The organism is Saccharopolyspora sp. NPDC045941, from assembly GCF_056431445.1.
Genome location: NZ_JBWKKU010000025.1, coordinates 38,822 through 61,191 on the forward strand (window position 1 = coordinate 38,822; position 22,370 = coordinate 61,191).

The 22,370-nt window shown below is 69.2% G+C and carries 25 protein-coding genes and 1 tRNA gene; 17 read left to right on the forward strand and 9 right to left on the reverse strand.

All coding sequences use genetic code 11. The features are described from left to right. Positions 1 to 270: 270 nt before the first annotated feature. Positions 271 to 990 (reverse strand): S1 family peptidase, encoded by a 720-nt coding sequence (locus AC07FN_RS21270; RefSeq protein ID WP_452616871.1) that lies wholly within the window; start codon positions 988 to 990, stop codon positions 271 to 273. Positions 991 to 1,316: 326 nt separating this feature from the next. Here AC07FN_RS21270 and AC07FN_RS21275 point away from each other — a divergent pair, with 326 nt between their 5' ends. Genes AC07FN_RS21275 through AC07FN_RS21285 form a run of 3 tightly spaced genes read left to right on the forward strand, consistent with a single transcriptional unit; the run spans position 1,317 to position 2,555 of the window. Further along, positions 1,317 to 1,727, forward strand: a complete 411-nt coding sequence (locus tag AC07FN_RS21275; RefSeq protein WP_478397156.1) for a hypothetical protein — start codon at positions 1,317 to 1,319, stop codon at positions 1,725 to 1,727. 4 nt (positions 1,728 to 1,731) lie between these two features. Next, positions 1,732 to 2,205 (forward strand): DUF6247 family protein, encoded by a 474-nt coding sequence (locus AC07FN_RS21280; RefSeq protein ID WP_358499956.1) that lies wholly within the window; start codon positions 1,732 to 1,734, stop codon positions 2,203 to 2,205. Continuing rightward, positions 2,202 to 2,555 carry a hypothetical protein gene (locus AC07FN_RS21285; RefSeq protein WP_358499958.1) on the forward strand — a complete coding sequence of 118 codons (354 nt, stop codon included), beginning with the start codon at positions 2,202 to 2,204 and terminating at the stop codon, positions 2,553 to 2,555. The genes AC07FN_RS21280 and AC07FN_RS21285 overlap by 4 nt, the downstream gene beginning before the upstream one ends. Positions 2,556 to 2,568: 13 nt before the next feature. Here the strand turns inward: AC07FN_RS21285 and AC07FN_RS21290 are convergent, their stop codons facing one another. The 3 genes from AC07FN_RS21290 to AC07FN_RS21300 all read right to left on the reverse strand — a co-directional run bounded on the left by AC07FN_RS21290 (position 2,569) and on the right by AC07FN_RS21300 (position 3,766). After that, entirely contained in the window at positions 2,569 to 2,901 is a 333-nt protein-coding gene (locus tag AC07FN_RS21290) for a DUF2127 domain-containing protein (protein ID WP_478397157.1), read from the reverse strand. Beyond that, positions 2,898 to 3,203, reverse strand: coding sequence for a DUF3099 domain-containing protein (locus tag AC07FN_RS21295; protein WP_478397158.1), 306 nt, complete (start codon positions 3,201 to 3,203; stop codon positions 2,898 to 2,900). The genes AC07FN_RS21290 and AC07FN_RS21295 overlap by 4 nt, the downstream gene beginning before the upstream one ends. 86 nt (positions 3,204 to 3,289) lie before the next feature. Further along, entirely contained in the window at positions 3,290 to 3,766 is a 477-nt protein-coding gene (locus AC07FN_RS21300) for a DUF2127 domain-containing protein (protein ID WP_478397159.1), read from the reverse strand. 182 nt (positions 3,767 to 3,948) lie between these two features. On the opposite strand from AC07FN_RS21300, the gene AC07FN_RS21305 reads away from it, so the two are divergent. Next, entirely contained in the window at positions 3,949 to 5,043 is a 1,095-nt protein-coding gene (locus AC07FN_RS21305; RefSeq protein ID WP_478397160.1) for a chitinase, read from the forward strand. Between the two features lie 177 nt (positions 5,044 to 5,220). Here the strand turns inward: AC07FN_RS21305 and AC07FN_RS21310 are convergent, their stop codons facing one another. The 3 genes from AC07FN_RS21310 to AC07FN_RS21320 are packed head-to-tail and all read right to left on the reverse strand — an operon-like array spanning position 5,221 to position 6,139. Beyond that, positions 5,221 to 5,520 (reverse strand): hypothetical protein, encoded by a 300-nt coding sequence (locus AC07FN_RS21310; RefSeq protein ID WP_363908996.1) that lies wholly within the window; start codon positions 5,518 to 5,520, stop codon positions 5,221 to 5,223. A 2-nt stretch (positions 5,521 to 5,522) separates the two neighbouring features. Next, complete coding sequence (locus tag AC07FN_RS21315) at positions 5,523 to 5,753, reverse strand: hypothetical protein (RefSeq protein WP_478397161.1); 231 nt, start codon at positions 5,751 to 5,753, stop codon at positions 5,523 to 5,525. Further along, positions 5,750 to 6,139 carry a hypothetical protein gene (locus tag AC07FN_RS21320; protein WP_478397162.1) on the reverse strand — a complete coding sequence of 130 codons (390 nt, stop codon included), beginning with the start codon at positions 6,137 to 6,139 and terminating at the stop codon, positions 5,750 to 5,752. The genes AC07FN_RS21315 and AC07FN_RS21320 overlap by 4 nt, the downstream gene beginning before the upstream one ends. Positions 6,140 to 6,325: 186 nt before the next feature. On the opposite strand from AC07FN_RS21320, the gene AC07FN_RS21325 reads away from it, so the two are divergent. Continuing rightward, positions 6,326 to 7,171, forward strand: a complete 846-nt coding sequence (locus AC07FN_RS21325; protein ID WP_478397163.1) for a DUF5753 domain-containing protein — start codon at positions 6,326 to 6,328, stop codon at positions 7,169 to 7,171. 12 nt (positions 7,172 to 7,183) lie between these two features. Beyond that, entirely contained in the window at positions 7,184 to 7,468 is a 285-nt protein-coding gene (locus AC07FN_RS21330) for a DUF397 domain-containing protein (RefSeq protein ID WP_478397164.1), read from the forward strand. Between the two features lie 182 nt (positions 7,469 to 7,650). Here AC07FN_RS21330 and AC07FN_RS21335 read toward each other — a convergent pair. Then, positions 7,651 to 7,726 (reverse strand) — tRNA-Thr (locus AC07FN_RS21335). 233 nt (positions 7,727 to 7,959) lie between these two features. Here AC07FN_RS21335 and AC07FN_RS21340 point away from each other — a divergent pair. From AC07FN_RS21340 to AC07FN_RS21380, 9 genes are all read left to right on the forward strand, one after another. Further along, positions 7,960 to 9,399, forward strand: a complete 1,440-nt coding sequence (locus tag AC07FN_RS21340) for a threonine/serine exporter family protein (RefSeq protein ID WP_478397165.1) — start codon at positions 7,960 to 7,962, stop codon at positions 9,397 to 9,399. Positions 9,400 to 9,543: 144 nt separating this feature from the next. After that, a complete protein-coding gene (locus AC07FN_RS21345) occupies positions 9,544 to 10,983 on the forward strand; it encodes an alpha,alpha-trehalose-phosphate synthase (UDP-forming) (protein WP_478397166.1) in 1,440 nt (479 codons plus the stop codon). 135 nt (positions 10,984 to 11,118) lie between these two features. Continuing rightward, positions 11,119 to 13,668 (forward strand): trehalose-phosphatase, encoded by a 2,550-nt coding sequence (otsB, locus tag AC07FN_RS21350; RefSeq protein WP_478397167.1) that lies wholly within the window; start codon positions 11,119 to 11,121, stop codon positions 13,666 to 13,668. 317 nt (positions 13,669 to 13,985) lie between these two features. After that, positions 13,986 to 14,597 (forward strand): DUF4178 domain-containing protein, encoded by a 612-nt coding sequence (locus tag AC07FN_RS21355; protein ID WP_478397168.1) that lies wholly within the window; start codon positions 13,986 to 13,988, stop codon positions 14,595 to 14,597. Positions 14,598 to 14,621: 24 nt separating this feature from the next. After that, positions 14,622 to 15,038: a DUF4247 domain-containing protein gene (locus AC07FN_RS21360; RefSeq protein WP_478397169.1), complete on the forward strand. Its 417-nt coding sequence runs from the start codon at positions 14,622 to 14,624 to the stop codon at positions 15,036 to 15,038. Beyond that, on the forward strand, positions 15,035 to 16,069 hold the full coding sequence (locus AC07FN_RS21365; RefSeq protein ID WP_478397170.1) for a hypothetical protein: 1,035 nt from the start codon (positions 15,035 to 15,037) through the stop codon (positions 16,067 to 16,069). Before AC07FN_RS21360 ends, AC07FN_RS21365 begins: the two co-directional genes overlap by 4 nt. A 33-nt stretch (positions 16,070 to 16,102) precedes the next feature. Beyond that, positions 16,103 to 16,528, forward strand: a complete 426-nt coding sequence (locus AC07FN_RS21370) for a DUF350 domain-containing protein (protein WP_358567018.1) — start codon at positions 16,103 to 16,105, stop codon at positions 16,526 to 16,528. A 13-nt stretch (positions 16,529 to 16,541) separates the two neighbouring features. Next, positions 16,542 to 18,344 (forward strand): polyamine aminopropyltransferase, encoded by a 1,803-nt coding sequence (locus tag AC07FN_RS21375; protein ID WP_478397171.1) that lies wholly within the window; start codon positions 16,542 to 16,544, stop codon positions 18,342 to 18,344. A 162-nt stretch (positions 18,345 to 18,506) separates the two neighbouring features. Next, positions 18,507 to 18,767: an SDR family oxidoreductase gene (locus AC07FN_RS21380; RefSeq protein ID WP_478397172.1), complete on the forward strand. Its 261-nt coding sequence runs from the start codon at positions 18,507 to 18,509 to the stop codon at positions 18,765 to 18,767. Here the strand turns inward: AC07FN_RS21380 and AC07FN_RS21385 are convergent, their stop codons facing one another. After that, a complete protein-coding gene (locus AC07FN_RS21385; RefSeq protein WP_132487085.1) occupies positions 18,768 to 19,868 on the reverse strand; it encodes a LacI family DNA-binding transcriptional regulator in 1,101 nt (366 codons plus the stop codon). Between the two features lie 184 nt (positions 19,869 to 20,052). Between AC07FN_RS21385 and AC07FN_RS21390 the strand changes: the two genes are divergently transcribed. Continuing rightward, positions 20,053 to 21,147: an ABC transporter ATP-binding protein gene (locus AC07FN_RS21390; protein WP_132487087.1), complete on the forward strand. Its 1,095-nt coding sequence runs from the start codon at positions 20,053 to 20,055 to the stop codon at positions 21,145 to 21,147. Positions 21,148 to 21,376: 229 nt separating this feature from the next. Next, complete coding sequence (locus AC07FN_RS21395) at positions 21,377 to 22,369, forward strand: metal ABC transporter solute-binding protein, Zn/Mn family (protein ID WP_478397173.1); 993 nt, start codon at positions 21,377 to 21,379, stop codon at positions 22,367 to 22,369. Position 22,370: the final 1 nt, after the last annotated feature.

Consider the following 22,370-nt stretch of genomic DNA (forward strand, 5'->3'; position numbering starts at 1 on the left):
AGGCGAGACGCGATTTTACACGTGAGAAGCACTACACAAACGTTGCAATGCGCTTCGGCGCGATGCTACCGATCGTCTCCGGATTGCTAGATCAATCCATTCAGTGCGGCCTTGACCTGCGCAAACGCTGAATTTCAGGGCGTCGTCGGGATGCATCAAGAAGAAGTTCTCGGATAGTCCGAAAAACTGCTCGGATCAGGTGAACATCAATGCACGAGCGGTCCGCCCGGGGCCTGCAGGCGCCCGGGCGGACCGCTTCGCGATCTTGATCTACACGCCCGCGATGGACTGGATCCAGTCGCGGTACTCGGTGATGTTGGTGTAGGCCGTGTTGTACTGGCGGTCGCTGGTCGAAGCCACGCCCACCTGCACGTTCCCGGAGAACATCGGGCCGCCGGAGTCGCCGCCGGCCGGGATGCCGTCGCCGCGGGTGGCGCACACCGCGGTGCCGCCGCGGTAGTCGCTGCACGCGATGTCGGTCACGTTCACGTCGGCGACCTTGAGGATCTGCGACTGGCAATTGATCTCGGGCTGGTCGGTGCAGGTCGCGCCCCAGCCGTAGGTCTGCACGGTCTGGCCGACCTGGACGTCGCCGGTCGAGCCCAGGGGGGCGTACTCGGTCTGGACCGCGTGGTCGATGTTCACCAGCGCGAGGTCGGCGGAGTCGTGGATGTGGACTCCGCCGGGCTTGGCGTTGGCGCTCTCGCCCTGCGTCTGGTCGACGTTGCCGATGTTGAAGCTGAGGGAGCCGCCGCCGGCGACGCAGTGCTGGGCGGTGAGCACCCACTCCGGGGCGATGATGGTGGCGCTGCAGTTCTCCTGGCCGTTGGCGAACAGCCGCGCCGCCCAGGGAGCGCTGTCCACCTCCCGGCCGTCGATGATCTTGGTGGAGACGTCCGACGGCGGGGTCTCCGCTTGGGCTGGGGCGGCGAAGGCGGCGACGGCCAACACGGCTCCGGCGAGTCCGGCGAGGTTTCGGGCGAGCGACACGCTGATCTCCTTCGGTTCACGAGGGCACAGCTGGTTCGAACCGAGAGGAGACTCTTCACTCGATCGAGTGAAGATGTCCATCGCTTGGGCACAATTCGCCAATTGCTGGTGAAAGATCGAAATTGATCAAGATGTCCGGAGGTCGCAGAAGTCGATCCGCCGCCGCGAATTCCCGTATTTCGCGGATCCGCGAAACGCGATCGAGATCGATTCCCTTTTCGCCGGAGCGGGTCGGGCTCGCGGGGCCCGGCGCCGGGCGGGCGCTGCCGAACCGCGCATGATCGCTCCGGTAGGTGGGCTCGCGAGTCGAAGTGGTTGCCCGCGCAATGGGACATGTTCGCTGGTCAGTGGGGCCTATTAGGGCACCTGCGCTGCCGGGCGACACCTGCCCGCCCGGCCCCGATCCGACGGATGACGTCACGCTGCCGGGCGGCTGGCAGCCGGGTCCGGGCGGCGGTGATGGCGGATCGACGTCGAACCCGCACCGCCTTGCGTCCATCGGCTCGCTGGCGGGTCCGCTGAGCATCGCCGGTGCTGCGCTACTGCTGGCCGGGATCCTGCTGCTCCTGGTGCTGCGCAAGCGCCGGGTCACGAGCACGATGATCACCACGTCCAGCGCCGCGAACAGCGGCAGCACCACCGACCAGCTGTACAGCGCCGTCCGGACTGGGCCCGGCCCCGACGCTCGTCGTTCTCCTCCTGCGTTTGCCGCGCTGCGGACTTTCAAGGTAGTTTGAAAGTATGTCGAGCATCGCTGCGGAGACTCCGTTCTCGGAGCTCATCAACCATCCGAAGGCCACGGTCGCGAAGCTTTCATCGGCCCGTGAGCTGCTGTTACGCCGTCGCGATGCCGACGATCTCGTGCTGACCACCGCCACACGCGCCGAGCAGGAAAGCGAGATGGTCTCGGCGACCACGCGGATCTTCATCGCCATGATGCGGCACGACGGCGCCGCCCTGTCGCTGCTGGTCGATGTCGTTCCGGAAGCATTCCCCTGGGTCAAGTTCCTTCCTGCGGAAGACGTGCGGGCCTTCGTGGTGGAACTGGTGGAAACGCTTCGCGCGGCGGATGCTGTCGACAACCCTGCCCCGGTGGTCAACGTAATCGCGGCGTGGCGGCACACAGCCGAGGTTTATGCAGACCCCGAGTTGTACGCGCAGTTGACTGCCGGGATCACCGACCACGGCCTGGCGACGGAACCTACGAGGACATGACCACGAAGCGAAAGCAGCGGGTCGCGCCGCCTGCCGGTCCTGATCACTGGGAAGTGCGGTGTGGCAGCAACGATGCCGGAAAAGGGTGGGACGAGTTGTGTCAACAGGCTCCCGGGAACACTCGGCGGGCCTGGGAGCAGATGAGCGCCGACCCGGCACCGGCAGTCGAAACACCGCGGCAGCACAGACTTCGCGGCTCGCTCGGAAGCGGCGCGTTCGAAGGTCGAATGCTGCCCAGGTGGCAGATCGAAGTAACCGGCGGCGGTCGGATCTGGTATCTCGTCGACGCGCAGCAACGCACGGTATGGATCGTCGTCGCAGGAAACGCCCACCCCAAAGCCACCGAGTGAGCCGCTCGATCCGCTACCGGCGGCGCAATTCGAGGTATTCGCGGAGCACGAGCACGATGATCGCCACGTCCAGCGCTGCGAACAGCGGCAGCACCACCGACTTCGTCTGCACCGCACGCAGCACCTCGAAGACGACGAACAGGCCCAGCGCCGCCATCGCCACCGGGTACAGCGGCATGATCTTGCGGAGCAGGCCGATCACCAGGCCGATCTTGATGACGCCGTGGACGATCAGGTAGGTGATCACGAACGTCCGGTTGCCGCCGGCGAAGTGCTGCAGGGCCTCCTCCTGCTCCTGGTGCTGCGCAAGCGCCGGGTCGGCGACGAGTCCTGATGACGTCGTCAAATATCGATCTGGTCGTGGTGGCGGTCCTCGATTTCGGGGCCGCCACCGCGCTTTGCGCGGGGCTTGCCGCGCCGGGACGTGCGGTCGTTGGCGAGGACGACGGCGATCCACGGCAGCGCGCCCGTGACGACCACGATGCCGAGCGCCAGCAACCAGAAGTGCGCCAGCAGCCCGGCGGCGGTGAAGCCGATCAGGTGCACCACCATCAGCACGGCGTAGACCCGCTTGCGGTGCCGCTGCTCGTCGTCGAGGGACGGTGCCGCATCGGTGATCAACACGGCTTCATCACGCCGTCGTCGCATGGCCCACCTCCGGAGCCGGCTCCGCAGTTTCAATTGAAACTGCGGAGGTCCCGGCGCTTCCAGCGTGGCGCAATTCGACGGCCCGGTCACTGGTTCCGGCGGCGCAATTCGAGGTATTCGCGGAGCACGAGCACGATGATCGCCACGTCCAGCGCCGCGAACAGCGGCAGCACCACCGACTTCGTCTGCACCGCACGCAGCACCTCGAAGACGACGAACAGGCCCAGCGCCGCCATCGCCACCGGGTACAGCGGCATGATCTTGCGGAGCAGGCCGATCACCAGGCCGATCTTGATGACGCCGTGGGCGATCAGGTAGGTGATCACGAACGTCCGGTTGCCGCCGGCGAAGTGCTGCAGGGCCTCCTCGAAGTGCCCGGCCAGCGGCCCGGCCGGCGGCCCCAGCAGGTCCCGCGTGACGATGGCGTGGGCGAGCCGCGTGATGGTGTTGGGGGACAAGAAGATCAGCAGCACCCCGGCGATCAGCTGCACGGCGCCGTCCAGGCCCTTGAGCAGCACGGCGACGCGGAAGAGTTTGTCGGTCAACGTGGTTCGGGTGCCCATGGCGCCATCATGCGGCCCCGGGCCGGGCCCGGCGATCTCGCGCGACTTTCGGTCAAATTGGTAAATACCACTTTTTCCGAAATCTTGTTTCCGGCCGCGAAATTTGTCATAAAGTTCTTGATGGCGATCGGCTGAACACCGGACCAATTGCGGAATTGGTCCTGTCGCGAAGGGATTCGGGAATGAGCGGTCGGACGAAACGTCTGCTGAGAACCGGGCTGGTGGCGGCGTTCGTCGCCGCGCTGTCGATCCCGCAGGTCGCGGCAGGGACCGAGGCGCAGCCGGTGGCGAACGCCGCGAACCCGGTTTCCGCGGCGGCCGAGACGTGCCCGGTGAAGTCGAAGCCCGCGGGCAAGGTGCTGCACGGCTACTGGGAGAACTGGGACGGCGCGGCCAACGGCGTGCACCCGCCGTTCGGCTGGACGCCGATCACCGACCCTGCCATCCGCGAGCACGGCTACAACGTGATCAACGCGGCGTTCCCGGTCATCCGCTCGGACGGCACCGTCCTGTGGGAAGACGGGATGGACAGCACGGTGAAGGTGGCCACGCCCGCCGAGATGTGCGAGGCCAAGGCGAACGGGCTGACGATCCTGATGTCGATCGGCGGCGCCACGGCGGGCATCGACCTGTCGTCCAGCGCCGTCGCCGACCGGTTCGTCGAGACGGTGGTCCCGCTCCTGCAGAAGTACAACTTCGACGGCATCGACATCGACATCGAGACCGGGCTCAGCGGCAGCGGCAACATCAACGAGCTCTCGCCGTCGCAGGCCAACCTGATCCGCATCATCGACGGCGTGCTAGCCAAGATGCCCGCCAACTTCGGCCTGACGATGGCGCCGGAGACCGCGTACGTCACCGGCGGCAGCGTGACCTACGGATCGATCTGGGGCGCGTACCTGCCGATCGTGAAGAAGTACGCGGACAACGGCCGGCTGTGGTGGCTGAACATGCAGTACTACAACGGCAGCATGTACGGCTGCTCCGGCGATTCGTACCAGGCGGGCACGGTCGAGGGCTTCGTGGTGCAGACGGACTGCCTGAACAACGGCCTGGTCATCCAGGGCACCACGATCAAGGTGCCCTACGACAAGCAGGTTCCCGGCCTGCCCGCCCAGCCGGGCGCGGGCGGCGGCTACATGTCGCCGAACTTGGTGGCTCAGGCGTGGAACAACTACAACGGCGGCCTGAAGGGCCTGATGACCTGGTCGATCAACTGGGACGGCTCGAAGTCCTGGACTCTCGGCAACAACGTCAAGTCCCTGCAGGGCCGCTGACGGTCCTGCGTGCGGGTCGCGAGTCCGTCCGGTTGGCGCAGCAGCCCGGGACCCGCGGCCGGAGGACCTGGACGCAGGTCCTACCCGGGTGGCCGGTCGGCGCGGGGCATGCGCCGACCGGCCGTCCGCTCGATGCCTCGGGGTCGGGGGGGAGGTGGCATCGGGCGGGATCTCGGGTCACGCCGTTCGGCGGTGGGGATTGGCCTTGTGGCGCAACCAGGTCCGGAGCTGGGCGGCCACGTCGGCCTCGTCCGCCCAGTCGTGACCTATGTGGACGGTGTCGATCAGGTGGGCGTCGTCGGGGGAGCTGCCGATGTCGCCGCGGTGGACGGTGAAGTAGCCCGCGCCGCGCCCCCAGCGGATGGTGTAGGCCTCGGTGGGCGAGAGCCGCTCGACGCGCCAGGCCATCGGCAGGAACCGATTCGGCTTGGTGTGCTTCACCCGGACCACGCGCGGTGGCTTGGAATTCGCGGCCACGGCTACACCGCCACCCGGAACAGACCCGGATCGCGCAGAGCGTGCCTGCCGTAGCAATCCGTTGACACCTGGTCGTTTTCGACGCGCGCGATGAGGAGCTCGACGGTCAGCGCACCGTCGCCGGAGCCGGAGTGCTGACCGGTCGGCTCGCGTCCGTGCAGTCGGCACAACGCGATGACCAGCACGGCGAGTCCGGGCACATATCCCGCGAAGAACCACAGCAGCCAGGTCATCCCATTCCTCCGTTCCGAAGCAGGTCATCGCCGGGAAGCCACAGCGACCGCGACCGCGCCAAGCTAGGCGCGCCGGGCGAGCCGTGCGGCGGCAGCTCAAGCAGCGCGTAGACGGCATCGACGACCGGCCCGTACCGGTGCCAAATCGCTTGCGGGGAGCTGCTTTCCAGGTCCTCGACGCGGAACCGTGCCGCGAGCGCATCGTCGGCCGAACTCGCCCGGAACATGTCCATCGCCCCGTGCGCGATCCGAAGTCCTTGCAGGACAAGAACATCGTCGAACCGAGGCAGGTGCAAGAACCGAAACCCGGCCAGAACGCTCGCCCGCAACGCATCCAGATGCGGAACCAACCACGGATCGGGTCCCGTCTCGTTCGCAACCAACACTGTCTCTCCTCGCGATCCGCCCGTCATCGCATGTGCCCCAATTGCCTCGGCAGGCTCACCTGACCAACAGTGACACCAAACTACAACTTGCAATTGCAGGTTTGGTATTACCTGGACGGGCGATCTTGGAGACTTCGGCGAGCGCACGCGGCAAGATGCGGTTCGACGGCACGATGAGAGGACGAGATGGTTACTCCGGAGAAGAACCCGGCAGTTCGGCGTGTTCAGCTAGGCCTGCTGCTGCGCGAACTCCGCGAGCGAAACGACATCAAGCCGAAGGTGATCGCCGACCGGCTCGACTGGTACGCAGGCAAGCTGACTCGTGTTGAGAAGGGCGAGCTCACGATTGCCGCAGCCGAGATCGATGTCCTGATCGACCTGTTCGGCGTTGCGGATGCGGACGAGATTGAGAAGCTCCGTCGGCTGGCGTCGGATGCCCGCAAACGGGATCGCCCGAGTCGCGTTCCCGACTGGGCGAGGACCTACACGGCGTTGGAAGCCGCCGCTGCTGAAGTCAAGGCGTTCAAGGTCGATCTCGTACCAGGAATCATGCAGACCGAGGACTACGCGCGTGCGGTTCTTTCGACGTCACTGCTCACGCCAGCGTCGGAGATCGACGAGCGAGCAGCCGAACGCACCCAGCGTGGCGAGATGATCGTGCGCAACGATTCCCGCGAGATCTCGGTTGTTCTTGGTGAAGGCGTCTTGTACTGCGAGGTCGGCGGCCGGGATGTCTTACGCGCGCAGCTGCGGCGCATCCGCGAGCTAGTGGATCTCCGGCATGTCACCGTTCAGATCTTGCCGTACAGCCGGGGCGAGCACGTCGCCATCGGCACTCCGTTCACAGTGCTCCACCTCGCTGACCCGGTTGCGACCTACGCGTGCCTCGAAGGCTTGACCGATGCCGATTACCTGGATCGCCCAAGTCACACCAACGTGTACGTTCAAGCTTTCGATAGGCTCAGAGTTGCGGCGCTTGATGACAAGGAGTCAGCGCGGCTACTCGAACAACGAGCCAACGAGCTCGAGTGAGGGAGCAGTGCCATGCGTGCCCCTGGCCTGGGACCGGTGACCTGGCGCAAGTCCAGCTACAGCAGCGGGAACGACAACTGCGTTGAAGTCGCTGAACTCTTGGACTCCAACGATGTTTGGCACAAGTCCAGCTACAGCGGGAACGACGGCGGCAACTGCGTCGAGGTCGGCGTTGCGCCCGGCGCTCGTGGCGTTCGGGACTCCAAGCTCGGCGAGTCGAGTCCGGTCCTGGCGTTCAGCCGTGACGCCTTCGACGCCTTCCTCGGCAAGGTCAAGGCGGGTGGGTTCCGCAGGTAGGTGGCCGTGAGTGTTTTGGGGCGCTATGACACCCCAAACCACTCACGGGACATGAGCTGCCGAAACTTCAGCGTCGGCCGTTCGAACCCAATGCGCCCCGCTCGGCCGATGCCGGGCGGGGCGTTTTTGTGCTGCAATCGACAGATCGTCTGATTTCGTCAAAAGCGCAGGTCAGGTACCTTTGGAGCCGCTGAGGGGACTCGAACCCCTGACCGTCCGCTTACAAGGCGGGCGCTCTACCAACTGAGCTACAGCGGCATGCACTTCCGTCGTGCGGGGACATCGTATGCGTCCATCCGCCCGGGGTGGAAAGCGGCCGCGCGACCGGCGCCGGGCGGTGACTCCCGGTGCGGTCGACGACTGACCGGAAACCAGTGATGGACGACACAGAACGAGGGTGCAACGGTCGGCTCATGACAGGCGATGCCCGAGGGGAAGATCAGGCACGGCGGCCCGCTCGCAAGGCGGCCCGGCAGGAAGGAAGACCAGCAGTGGGAATCACGCACCGCGCCCGCGGTGTGCTGCGGCGGCGCGACCCGGAACTGACCATGCCGCCCGGGACTCGCAACGTCGTCTACGGGCCGGCTCTGCCCGATGAGTCCACCGTCCACCTCGTGCTCGACCTCGGGCTGCGCATCGGCGAGGTGCAGATGGCCAGCGGGGCCGGCGCCTCGGATGTGACCGCGACGATCATCGCCGTGGTCAGCGCCTACGGTCTGCCGCACACCGAGGTCGACGTCATCTACACGTCGATCACGGTGTCCACCTACCGGGGCACCGACCTGCCGCCGATCACCTCGCTGCGAGTGGTCCGCAACCGCTCCCTCGACTACACGCGCCTCGACGACGTCGAGACGCTGCTGCGGCGGATCACCGCCAACGAGCTGACCGCCGCCGAGGCCTACGCCGAGCTGGACCGGATCACCACTGCGCCGCACCCGTTCCCGCGCTGGGTCGCCACGCTGTCCTGGGCCGGCATGGCCGCCTCGCTGGCCGTGCTGCTCGGCGGCGGCGCCACCCCGCTGCTGCCGCTGGTCGCCGCCGGATCGACCGCGCTGGTGGACCGCGTCGGGCGGTTGCTGAACAAGCGCGCGCTGCCGTTCTTCTTCCAACAGGCCGTCGGCGGGGCGATCGCCACCGCGGTCGCGCTGGGCTGCTACGCCACCGGCATGCTCGACAACGCCGCGCTGGCGATCGCGGCGAGCATCATCGTGTTGTTGTCCGGTATGACCGTGGTCGGTTCCATGCAGGACGCCATCACCGGCTACAACGTCACCGCCGCCGGACGGATCGCCGAGCTGGCCCTGATGTCCGCCGGCCTGATCGCCGGCGTCGTGCTCTCGCTGTACATCGGCTTGCGCATCGGCGGTGAGTCCGTCGCCAGCCTGGACGCGCAGAGCCTCGGACGCGTCGAAGTGCTGGCGCCGGCCCTGCACCTGCCCGTGCAGATGCTCGCCGGTGCGTCCACGTCGGCCTGCTTCGCGCTCGCCAGCTACGCGCCGCCGCGGCCGCTGCTCGCGGCCGGGATCGGCGGTGGCGTGGCCGCCGCGGTGCACTCGCTGCTGACGCTGGTCGACGTGCACACCGTGCTGGCCGGCGCCGTGGCGACCACCGTGGTCGGCTTCATCGGCGGGATCATCGCACGGCGGCTGGGGATTCCCGCGCTGGTGATCGCCGTTTCCGGCGTCGCGCCGCTGCTGCCCGGCTTCGCGACCTACCGCGGGCTGTACGAGCTGTCCGTGCTGGGCAGCCCGACCGGCATCTCCACGCTGATGCTCGCCGTCGCCACCGGGCTCGCGCTCGGCGCCGGCGTGGTGCTCGGCGAATATCTCGCGCAGCCGGTCCGCTCCCGGCTCGGTAGGTTGGAACGCCGGTTCGCCGGGCCGCGGATGTCCGGCCCGCTGCGCCCCGCCAAGCGCCGGATCGACTGATCGGTTGCGGGTCTTCCGGCGGCGTTCCGACGGGCCGGACGACCCACGGGCAGGCCGGGTCGGTTTGCACCACACGCAGCACGCAGCGGCAGGTTGGATTGGCTAGCCTCGCGACAGGTGGCCGACACGGCGGGAGGAATACCGGTGAGCAAGGGCAGCACGCCCGATCGAGCGGACTTCGTCGTGGTCGCGAACCGGCTGCCGGTGGATCTGGAACGCCTCGACGACGGCACGGAACGCTGGCGGCACAGCCCCGGCGGGCTGGTCACCGCGCTGGAGCCGTTCCTGCGCGCCCGGCGCGGCGCGTGGGTCGGCTGGCCCGGCGTCGCCGACATCGAGGTCGAACCGTTCAGCGACGACGGCCTGCAGCTGCACCCAGTGCCGCTGTCGGCGGACGAATTCGCCGAGTACTACGAGGGGTTCTCCAACGCCACGCTGTGGCCGCTGTACCACGACGTGGTCGTGCCGCCGGTTTACAACCGCGCCTGGTGGAACTCCTACCGACGGGTCAACAAGCGGTTCGCGGAGGCCGCCGCCGCGGTCAGCGCCGAAGGCGCGACGGTGTGGGTGCAGGACTACCAGCTGCAGCTGGTCCCGGCGATGCTCCGGGAGCTCCGGCCCGACCTGCGCATCGGGTTCTTCCTGCACATCCCGTTCCCGCCGGTCGAGCTGTTCATGCAGCTGCCGTGGCGCACCGAGATCGTGCGCGGGCTGCTCGGCGCCGACCTGGTCGGCTTCCACCGGCCCGGCGGCGCGCAGAACTTCCTGTGGCTGGCCCGCCGGCTGGCCGGCTTCGAACCCAGCCGCGGCCAGGTCGGCGTCCGCTCCCGGCCCGGCGTCGTGCAGGTCGGCGACCGCACCGTGAGCGTCGGCGCGTTCCCGATCTCCATCGCCGCCGCCGGGCTCGACAAGCTGGCGCGCACCAAGGAGATCCAGCAGCGCGTGAAGACGCTGCGCGCCGAGCTCGGCAACCCGAAGAAGATCATGCTCGGCGTCGACCGCCTCGACTACACCAAGGGCATCGACGTGCGGCTGCACGCGATGCACGAGCTGCTCGCCGAAGGCCACGTCAAGGCCGAGGACGTGACGATGATCCAGATCGCCACGCCCAGCCGGGAACGCGTCGAGCACTACAAGCAGATGCGCGAGGACATCGAGCGCGAGGTCGGGCGGATCAACGGCGAGTTCGGCCGCGTCGGCCACCCGGCCGTGCACTACCTGCACACCTCGGTGGACCGCAGGGACCTGGTGACCTTCTACTGCGCCGCCGATGTCATGGTCGTGACGCCGGTGCGGGACGGCATGAACCTGGTGTGCAAGGAGTACGTGGCCTGCCGCCACGACCTCGGCGGCGCGCTGGTGCTGAGCGAATTCGCCGGGGCTGCGGCGGAACTCACGAGCGCGTTCCTGGTGAACCCGCATAACCTGGACGGGGTCAAGGACGCGTTGCTCGCGGCCCTCGACATCGACGAGGCCGAAGGACGCCGTAGGATGCGCGCACTGCGTAGGCAGGTGCTCACGCACGATGTCGACCGCTGGGCGCGGTCGTTCCTCGAAGCGTTGGGCGCACCGCTCGTGGAGTAGCCGCGAGTAACCGGTCCACAACACGGGCGGCCCGGCCTCAGCGATACTTGTTCGAACCGCTCGCCGTCGACGGTCACCACCGTGGCGCGAACGGGATCGATCCACAAACGACTTGACCGCGCCCCCCTGAGGAGTATGGCGTTGACCGCCGAAGCCCTTCCTGCCGAGCTGCGACGCGTGATCGTGCAGCTCGCGCGGACGCCTCGACTTCTGGTCGCCTGCGACTACGACGGCACCCTCGCCCCCATCGTGGCGGACCCCACCCAGGCCAAACCGCTGCCCGAATCGGTGCACGCCCTGCGGTCGCTGGCCGCGCTGCCGGCGACCACCACGGCGGTGATCTCCGGCCGCGCGCTGCGCGACCTCGCCACCCTGTCCCGGCTGCCCGCCGAGGTCTACCTCGTCGGCAGCCACGGCTCGGAGTTCGACGTCGGGTTCGTGCACGAACTCGAACCCGAAGCCACCCAGCTGCGCACGGAGCTGCAGATCGCCCTGCAGGACATCGTGCGCGGCAAACCCGGCGTCACGCTGGAGAACAAACCCGCCAGCGTCGCGGTGCACGTCCGGCGCGCCGAAGCCGAGGTGGCCGAGGAGGTGCTGGACACCGTCCGCACCGGCCCGGCGGCCTGGGAAGGCGTGCAGGTCACCGAGGGCAAGGCGGTCATCGAGCTGGCCGTGGTGCAGACCGACAAGGGCAACGCGCTCGACGCGCTGCGCCACCAGGTCGGCGCCACCGCGGCCATCTTCCTCGGCGACGACGTCACCGACGAGAAGGCCTTCGCCCGGCTGCACGGCCCCGACCTGGGCATCAAGGTCGGCGACGGGGACACGCTGGCGGCCAACCGGATCGACAGCACCACCGAGGTCGCGACCGTGCTGGCGTTCCTGATGGAGGAACGGCGCACCTGGCTCTACGGCGAGCAGGCCCCGCCGATCGAGCGGCTGACGATGCTGTCCAACGAGCGCACCGTCGCCCTGGTCACCCCCGACGCGCGGCTGACCTGGATGTGCCACCCCGGCCCCGACTCGGCCGCGGTGTTCGCCGACCTGCTCGGCGGCCCCGGCGCCGGGCACTTCACGGTCCGCCCGCAGGGCGGCAACGGCGCCCAGCGCAGCCCGCTGCCGCTGGGCCAGCGGTACGTGCCGAACACCATGATCGTGGAAACCCGCTGGTCGCGGCTGCTGGTCACGGACTACCTCGCGCACGGCACCGACAGCCACCGCACCGACCTGGTGCGGGTGATCAGCGGCGGCGTGCCGGCGGCGGTGGAGTTCGCGCCGCGCCCCGAGTTCGGGCAGGTGCCGGTGCGGCTGACCGCCGAGGCCGGCGGGCTGCGGGTGCAGGGCACGGCCGAGCCGATGGTGCTGTACTCGCCGGGCGTGCAGTGGGAGATCACCTCCGACGGCATGCACGAATCCGCGCACGCGGTCGTCGACCCGCGCGAGGACAACCCGGTCGTGCTGGAGCTGCGCTGCGGCACCGAAGACCTGTCGTCGGCGGACACCGAGGCCGAACGCCGCGACGTCGCCGACCGGTACTGGTCGGAGTGGATGAAGACCCTGTCGCTGCCCGACGTGGAGCGCGACCTGGTCGCCCGCTCGGCGCTGACGCTGCGCGGACTGTGCAACACCGACACCGGCGGGATCATGGCGGCCGCCACCACCTCGTTGCCGGAGGAGATCGGCGGCGTCCGCAACTGGGACTACCGGTACTGCTGGCTGCGCGACGGCGCGATGACCGCGCAGGCGCTGGTCACGCTCGGCTCCACCGGCGAGGCCGAGGCGTTCCTGAACTGGCTGCACCGGGTGCTGGAGACGCTGCCCGGCCCGGAGCGGCTGCACCCGCTGTACACGCTGCAGGGCACCGGGCTCGGCCCGGAGGCCGTGATCGACAGCCTGCCCGGCTACGCCGGATCGCGGCCGGTCCGCGTCGGCAACCTCGCCGACCAGCAGGTGCAGCTGGACGTGTTCGGGCCCGTGGTGGAGCTGATCGCGCACCTCGCGCAGGCCACCGGCCGGATCCGGGACGTGGACTGGGACCTGGTGAAGGCGATGGCCGAGGCCGTCTCGCACCGCTGGTTCGAGCCCGACCACGGCATCTGGGAAGAGCGCGACGTGCCGCGCCACCACGTGTACTCCAAGGTCATGTGCTGGGTGACGCTGGACCGCGCGGTGAAGCTGGCGACCGCGTACGGCCGCGAGGCCGACCCGTCGTGGGCGCCGCTGCGCGACCAGATCGGCCAGGACGTGGTCAAGAACGGCTGGCACCCGGACGTGCAGGCGTTCACCACCGCCTACGAGGGCTCGGACCTGGACGCGGCGTCGCTGCATGTCGGGCTGTCCGGGCTGATCGACCCGTCCGACGAGCGGTTCCAGGCCACCGTCACGGCGATCGAGGCGGAGCTGCGCAGCGGGTCCACCGTGTACCGCTACCGCCGCGACGACGGGCTGCCGGGCGACGAGGGCGGCTTCCACCTGTGCGCGGCCTGGCTGATCGAGGCGTACCTGCTGATCGGCCGCCGCACCGAGGCGGAGGAGCTGTTCCAGCAGATCGTCGACACGGCCGGTCCGACGGGGCTGCTGTCGGAGGAGTACGACCCGATCGCGGAGCGCTCCCTGGGCAACCACCCGCAGGCGTACTCCCACCTGGGCCTGATCCGCTGCGCCCAGCTGCTGTCCGCCTAGTTCTGTCGAGGAGAGGCGAACGGCCTGTTCGCCTCGTTCTACGGCGCAAACGGTCCGTTCGCTTCCGCCTGCCGGGTGGGGTGAACGGACCGTTCGCTTTGTTCGGTGGGGTGAATGGCCTGTTCGCCTCGTTCTGCGGCGTGATCGGTCCGTTCGCTTCCGCCTGCCGGGTGGGGTGAACGGACCGTTCGCCACTCAGCGCGTTGATTGGTCCGTTCAACGTTCAACTGGTCACGATTTGGGCGATTGATGTCATCCCGTCGGGGGCGGGCTAATACGCTCTGTGCCGGACGCTCGCACGAGGGGAAGGCGGACGGGTGAACGGACTGACCGCAACGCTGATCGTCGTGATCATCGTGCTGATCGTCGTCGCGGTGTTCGCCGTGATCATGGGGGTGCGGGCCAAGCGCTCCGCCGCGAAACCGCAAACCCGGCCCGGCGATCCGTTCCACACCGGTGACCAGGACTCGCTGCGCGGCGACCCGCGGGCGCTGAAGGCCGGCGACATCGTCGAGGTGCGCGGCAGCACCTACACCGTCCGCGGCACCCTCCGGCTCGACGAAGGCGGCTGGACCTGGGCGGAGCACCTGCTCGACGACGCCAAGGGCGGGCAGGTGTGGCTGGCCGTGGAAGAGGACCCGGACCTGATCCTCTCGCTGTGGACGCCCGTCGCCGAGGCCGGCGAGCCCGGCCCGAAGACGATCGACTTCGGCGGCCGCACCTACCACTCCGAGGAATCCGGCAGCGCCGAGTTCCGCAGCGAGGCCACCACCGGCCTGGCCGAGCGGGGCACCGTGCGCTACCACGACTACGAGGCCTCGGACGGATCGATGCTGGGCTTCGAGTCCTACGGCGGCGCCGACTGGGAAGCGAGCAGCGGCGAAGCGCTCAGCCGCTACGACGTGCTCATCTACCCGACGGCGGGCTGACCGGTGAAACCTCGCTTCTGGTTCGTGATCGCCGGCGCGGCCGCGGTATTGGCCCTGATCATCGGGCTGGTGACGATCTTCTCCACCGGCACCGGGCCGCACGGCTACGTCGCGAAGAACTACACCCGCGCCGCCCACCTCGACCTGTCCGGCGACTCCGACAACCGGGCCTACACCAGCCCGAAACCGCCGAGCGTCGTCGCCGCCGAGATCACCTCGAAGTGGCGCCCGCAGTCCCAGTACGCCGACTCGTCGGGCATCTACCTGCGGTACTCCGGCGACGCGGTGATCATCCAGCCGCAGGCACCCGGATCGGTGATCCACCTGATGGACTCCGACCGCGCCTACCGCCGCTACCACAGCCACGTCGGCGGCGTCTGGGGCTGGAGCAGCCCGCACGGCGAGAGCTTCCGCGGCCGGGGGCCGGGAGCGGGCAAATGAGCGGCAGCAAGGCCAAGTTCGCCGTGACCGCGGGCGCCGTCCTCATCGTCGGCCTGGCGGTCGCCGGGACGGTCGGCGGCGAGTCCGCGCAGAACACCTTCACCTCGGAGGAAACCACCTACTACCTGGGCGGCACGAGCTACTCGGGGCCGCCGATCGAGCGGTTCACCCCCGCCGATGCGCAGCAGCTCGCGCAGCGGCTCGCGGAGGCGGAGCGGGCGCACGGGGTGTGCTTCGGCTGGAAGCTGGTCGACGGCTCGACGGAGCAGTTCGACCAGGGCTCCAGCCGCGGCCCCGGCGTGCCGGCCGACAGCTGCCCGCGCTGGGCCGAGACCCAGGTGTTCGTGGCCGCCGCCGGCGAAACCGACGACGCTGATTCGGCCGACATCAAGGTGGTGGCGTCCGGCGACCTCGACGCGCAGCTGGACGCGGACGACTTCGTGAACCTCGGCGTCACCGCCGACTCGCTGGCCGAGGAAACGGTGACCGCGACCGGGCAGGCCGCGCTCGGATTGCCCTTGCTGCTGGTGGAGAACGGCGTGCTGACGGCGCCGAAGGCGACCGAGGACGCGTCGGGCACCGCCTCGGTCCCGCCGCTGCCGAAGGGCGACGGTTCGGGCTCGGACTGGGTGCCCTGGGCGTGGCTCGGCGGGCTGGGCGTCGTCGTGGTGCTCGGTCTGCTGCTGGGCTTCCGGGGCCGCGCGAAGCAGAAGTCCACATCGGACACTCCGCCTGCGCCGCCACCGGGACCGCAGGGCGGACCGCCACTGCAGGGGGCTCCGGTTGGGCCGCCGCAGGGTGGACCGCCTGGTCCGGGATCGCCGCCGCCCGCGCCGCAGGGTCCGCCACCGGGCGGATCACAAGGGCCGCCGCCTGCACCGCCGCTGCAGGGTCCGCCGCCGAGCGGACCGCACCCGCCGCGAGGACCCTCGGCGCCGGGGCAGCAGGGGTGGCCTCCGCCGCCCGGGGGTCCGCGACAGTCCTGGCCACCGCCGCCGCAGGGGCCGCCGCCGGCAGGCCCCCGTCGCTGACCGCACCGAACACGACACCAGAAGGGCCTCACCTTGCTCCAGGAAATGCTCGCCGGCCTGATCGCCGCCGTCGCCTACGGGGTGATCGGTGTGGCGATGATGGCGCTCGGCTACGTGCTCGTCGACCTGGCCACGCCGGGCAAGCTCCGCGACCTGATCTGGGTCCAGCGCAACCCGAATGCGGCGTTGCTGCTGGTCTCCGGCCTGATCGGGGTCGGGATCATCCTGACCACCGCGATCGTGGGCAGCGCCGACGACCTGATCGCCGGGCTGATCGACACCCTCGTCTTCGGTCTCCTCGGGCTCATCCTGATGAGCCTGTCGTTCCTGCTGATCGACGCGGTCACGCCCGGCAAGCTCGGCGACGAGCTCTCGTCCCCGAACATGCACCCGGCGACCTGGGTCTCGGCGACCACGCACGTGGTGATCGCGGTGATCATCGCCGCCTCGATCTGGTGAGCAGCGCGTGTCGGTGAGCGCCGAGCCCGCCGCCGAGCCCGCCGATCCGGTCAAGCCGCGCGGCCGGGTCGCCAGGACCGCGGTGCTGGTGGCCGTCTTCATCTGCGCCGCCTGCGGTCTGGTCTACGAGCTGGCGCTGGTCGCGCTCGGCAGCTACCTGATCGGCGACACTGTCGGCCAGGCGTCGATCGTGCTGTCGCTGATGGTGTTCGCGATGGGCGTCGGCGCGCTCGCCGCGAAACCCCTGCAGCGCTGGGCGGCTCCGGCGTTCGCGGGCATCGAACTGCTGCTCGCTCTGCTCGGCGGGATCAGCGTGCTCGGGCTGTACGCCGCGTTCGCGTGGCTGAGCCTGTACATGCCCGCGCTGATCGCCACCGCGCTCGTGCTCGGCGTGCTGATCGGCGCGGAGATCCCGCTGCTGATGGTGCTGCTGCAGCGGATCCGGCGACAGGACGCGGGTTCCGCGGTCGCCGACCTGTTCGCGGCCGACTACGTCGGCGGTCTCGTCGGCGGGCTGGCGTTCCCGTTCCTGCTGCTGCCGCTGTTCGGGCAGGTGCAGGGCGCATTGCTGGTCGGCATGGTCAACGCCGCCGCCGGCATCGGGCTGGTGCTCACCGTCTTCCGCCGGGAGCTCTCCAAGCGCGCGACGTTGCTGCTGACCGGGGCGACCGTGCTGGTCGGCGGCGTGCTCGTCGGGGCTTACGCGTTCGCCGACGACTTCGAGGTCACCGCGCGCCAGGCGCTGTACGCGGACCCGGTGGTGCATTCGGAGCGCACGCCGTACCAGGACGTCGTGCTGACCGAGTCGGTTTCGTTGAACGGGAACAGCGACACCCGGCTGTACCTCAACGGAGACCTGCAGTTCAGCTCGATGGACGAGTACCGGTACCACGAGGCGCTGGTGCACCCGGCGATGGCAGGGCCGCGGGAGCGGGTGCTCGTGCTGGGCGGCGGCGACGGCCTGGCGCTGCGCGAGGTGCTGCGGTACCCGGATGTCCGCGAGGCCACGCTGGTGGACCTCGACCCGGCGGTGCTGGAGCTGGCGCGCACCGACCCCCGAGTGTCCGCTTTGAACAAAGACGCCTTCGCGGATCCGCGGGTGCGGGCGATCGCGGCGGATGCCTTCAGCTGGCTGCGGGACAACCGCGAACGCTACGACGTGGTGCTCGTGGACATGCCCGACGCGGACTCCACGGCGACGGCGAAGCTGTACTCGACGGAGTTCTACGGCCTGGTCCGGCAGGCGATGTCGGACAACGCGCGAGTGGTGGTGCAGGCGGGTTCGCCGTTCTTCGCGCCGAAGGCATTCTGGTGCATCGAGTCGACGATGAGGTCGGCGGGCCTGAACACGGTCCCGTACCAGATCGCGATGCCCAGCTTCGGCGAATGGGGCTTCCACCTGGCCAACGCAACCCCCACCCAACCACCCCCAACCACCCCGGGTTCCGCCTCGCCCACCCCGGGTTCCGCCCCGGGGTCCGCAATTTCAATGGAAATTGGACCTTCGATTTCAATGGAAATTGCGGACGATCACACGACGGGCGGACCCTCGATAGTCGCGTCCGGCCCGACACCGCTCGTCGCGTCCGGCCCGACACCGCTCGTCGCGTCCGGCCCGACACCGCTCGCCTCGCCCGGGGCGCCGCCGCTGCGGCTCGCGGCCGACGCTCCGCCGCTGCGGTCCCTGGATGCGGCGACGTTGCAAGCGGCGGCGACGTTTTCGCCGGACCGCACCAGGATCCCGGGCCTGGAACCGTCGACCCTGATGCACCCGACGATCCTCCAGTACGCCCAGGGCGAGTGGGCGAACTACTGACCCACCAGGCCGAGGAGACTTCCGATTTCAGGCGGAGTCGGGAAGCCCCGTGCCCGACGCCGACGGCGGTTTCGCGCGAAATCGCCACCTCGCCTTCACACCGTGCGCCGGCTTCGCCCGAAACCGACCCTTGCGTCCCAGACAGTCGGTGCGGCCAACGACATGTTGGCCAGGATGCTCGCCGTCGAACTCGGGCAGCGCGGCATCCGGGTGAACATCGTGGCGCGCGGATTCGTGCCCACCGACGCCAACGCCGGTGCGCAGCAGCGGGCGATGATCGACGGGACCGGGGCGCGCACGCCGCTGGGCCGGGTCGCCGGGGTCGAGGACGTGGCCGCCGCGATCGTCGCCTACGCCGGCGACCTCACCAGGCACGTCACCGGCGGCTGCACCGCCGTGGACGGCGGCCTGCCCGGAACGTGATCACGGGCCGAACCAGCGCTCCTCCGCCGAGCGGGGCGGGGCCGAGGTGGCACCGGTGATCAGCTGGGTTTCCAGCTGGATGTGGCGGGGGCGGCCCGGCTCGCTGGCCTCCAGCAGCAGGCGCCCGGCCGCACGGCCCTTCTCCAGCCACGGCTGGCGCACCGTCGTCAGGCCCGCCCGCTCCGCGTCCGGGATGCCGTCGAAGCCCGTGATGGTCAGGTCCTCCGGCACCCGCAGGCCGCGGTTGCGGGCCTCGCTCAGCGCGCCGAGGGCGAGGATGTCCGAGGTGCACACGATGGCGGTGATCTCGGGGTCGATCTCCAGCAGCTGCGCCGCCGCCGACGCCCCGGAGGCCGTGGTGTGGTCGAAGCGCTCCACCACCGGCACCTTCGTCCAGTCCACGCCCGCCTCGCTGAACACCTCGGCCAGCGCGGTCAGCCTGGCCTTCTGCACGTGGAAGCTGGCGTTGGCCTGCCGCTGCACCGACGCGGGCCCGTCGTTGCGGCCCCGGGCCAGGCGCATGCACAGCACGCCGATGCGGCGGTGGCCTAGCCCGATCAGGTGGTCGGCGACGCTCTTGATGGCCTTCCCGTCGTCCGGGCCGACCCAGTCCAGGTTGTCCAGGCGCGGCTGGTCGCAGACCACCACCGGGACGGGTCGTTCGAGCACCGCGGCCAGGTGCGGGTCGTCCTCGGGCACGGAGTACACGACGAAGCCGTCGACGCCGGCGCGGTGCACCGAGGCGACATCTTCGCGCTCCGGGCTCGCCGGGATCAGCAGCAGGCCCTGGCCGGCGTCTTCGCAGGCCAGCGCGAGTCCTTCGAGGAAGCCGACGGCGCCCGGGTCGCGGAACGCGTAGGAGAGGTTCTCGGTGAGCAGCAGGCCGACCGCGCCCGCCTTCCTGGTCCGCAACGACCTCGCGACCGGATCCGGACCCGGGTAGCCAAGCCGGCGAGCGGTCTCCAGGACTCGCTTGCGCAGCTCCGGGGAGAGCTGGTCCGGACGGTTGTACGCGTTGGAAACCGTAGTCCGGGAGACCCCGAGTTCTGCAGCGAGCGATGCGAGCGTCGCAGGCCGCCGGGCATTCGTTGACCGCGCCATGGAGGAACCGTAACGGTTCAGTACCCCTCGGTGAAGTGAGCATGATGCAGATCCCACTCACGTTCGAATCATGAACACGGAGCGACGTAGAGTGATCACTCTCCGAGTTGGTTCATTCGAGGGGCTGACCCGAAGCGATTTTGCGGTTACGTTTTCATGACCGATTCCGTGAAAGGTGTCACAGATGGCTGAGGTTGCGTACGTCAACGCCTCGCGCGTTTACCAGGGGAGTCCACCGGTACGGGCGGTGGACAAGCTCGCCTTGGACATCGCCGATGGTGAGTTCCTGGTGCTGGTGGGGCCGTCGGGGTCCGGCAAGTCGACGGCGTTGCGGATGCTGGCCGGGCTGGAGGACGTCGACGAGGGCGGCATCACCATCGGTGGCAACGATGTCACCAACACGCCGCCGAAGTCGCGGGACATCGCGATGGTGTTCCAGTCCTACGCCCTGTACCCGCACATGACGGTCGCGGAGAACATGGGCTTCGCGCTGAAGCTGCGCAAGACGCCCAAGGGCGTCATCAAGGAGAAGGTCACCGAGGCCGCGCGGATGCTGGACCTCGAGAAGTACCTGGACCGCAAGCCCAAGGCGCTCTCCGGCGGTCAGCGGCAGCGGGTCGCGATGGGTCGCGCGATCGTCCGCGAGCCCAGTGTGTTCCTGATGGACGAGCCGCTGTCCAACCTCGACGCCAAGCTGCGGGTGGAGACCCGCGCGAACATCGCGGCGCTGCAGAAGCGGCTGGGCACCACCACGATCTACGTCACCCACGACCAGGTCGAGGCGATGACGATGGGGCACCGCGTCGCGGTGCTCAAGGACGGGCTGCTGCAGCAGTGCGCCAGTCCGCGGGAGCTGTACGAGAACCCGGCCAACGCCTTCGTCGCCGGCTTCATCGGATCGCCCGCGATGAACCTCAAGACGGTGCCGCTGACCAGCGACGGCGCGGTACTCGACGGTGCCACGATCCCGCTGCCGCGCGAGGCCGTGGCCGCCGCGGGCGACCTCAAGGAGATCACCTTCGGCGTGCGCCCCGAAGCGCTGTCGCTGACCTCCAGCGAGGACGACGGCATGGCCATGACCGTCGAGCTGGTCGAGGAGCTGGGCGCGGACGCGCTGATCCACGGCGCCATCGACGTCAACGGTTCGCAGGAGCGCTTCGTCGTCCGCGCCGACGGCCGCACCCCGCCCGCGCTCGGCCAGCAGGTCAAGGTCGCCCTGCGCGACCACAGTGAGATCCACCTCTTCCACCCCGAGACCGGAGATCGCCTGGTCGCCTGATCGCGAACCGATCGTGGCTGCTCAGGCGGCCACCGCCGGTCGCGGCCCCCATGCCGACGCCCCCGCTGGTCCTGGCGGGGGCGTCGTTGCGCGCGCAACAGGAATAACCCGGTCGGTGGAGTGTTGTGCGGAGACGTGCTTAGACTGTAGTTGACAACGGTTTCCGTTACCGTTCGCAGTTAGCCGTCAGTCTGCTGCGCAAGCGGCCTATCGCCGAGGAGTGCAACCGATGACCGTCCGCAGCCGCTCTGCTGCCACCGCCTTAGCCGGCCTCGCCGCCACCGCCATCGCCCTGACCGCCTGCGGCACCGGCGAGCAGGCAGCCGGCGGCGGCGACAAGATCAAGGTCGTCGCCTCCACCAGCGCGTGGGCCAGCGTCGTGCAGGCGGTCGGCGGCGACGCCGTCGACGTCGAGGCGATCATCAGTGACCCCAGCGCCGATCCGCACTCCTACGAGAGCACCCCGCAGGACGCCGCGAAGGTCACCGACGCGGACCTGGTCGTGTTCAACGGCGGCGGATACGACGAGTTCATGGAGAAGATCCTCGGCAGCAGCGGCCAGGGCAAGCCCACCATCGAGGCCGTCAAGGACGAGCACGAGGGCGAGCCCGCGGGTGAACCCGCAGGTGAGCACGGCGGGCACGAGGAACACGGCGGGCACGAGGAGCCTGGGCACGAGGGCCACGACCATTCGGTGAACGAGCACGTCTGGTACGACCTGCACGTCGTGCAGGAGGTGGCGGCCCAGGTCAACGCCGAGCTGAGCAAGCTGCAGCCGGCCAAGGCCGAGCAGTTCGGCAAGGCCGCGGGCCTCTTCGCGGAGGACATCGGCAAGCTGCAGGGGCGGGTCGGCGAGCTGGGCGACCAGAACCGGGGCAAGCCGGTGATCGTCACCGAGCCGGTCGCGCACTACCTGGTGGAAGCGGCGAGCCTGCAGGACATCACGCCGCCGGAGTTCGTCAAGGCCGTCGAGGCCGAGAGCGACCCGTCGGCGGCCGCGGTCGCCGCGATCCAGAACGCCGTGAACTCCAAGCAGGCCGCGGCGGTCATCTACAACCCGCAGACCGAATCGCCGGTCACCCGCAACGTGCGCAGCGCCGCCGAGCAGAATCAGATCCCGGTCGTGGAGATGACCGAGACCCTGCCGCAGGGCAAGACCTACGTGCAGTGGATGGACGCCCAGATCACGGCCCTGCAGGCCGCCCTGACCCAGAATCGCTGAG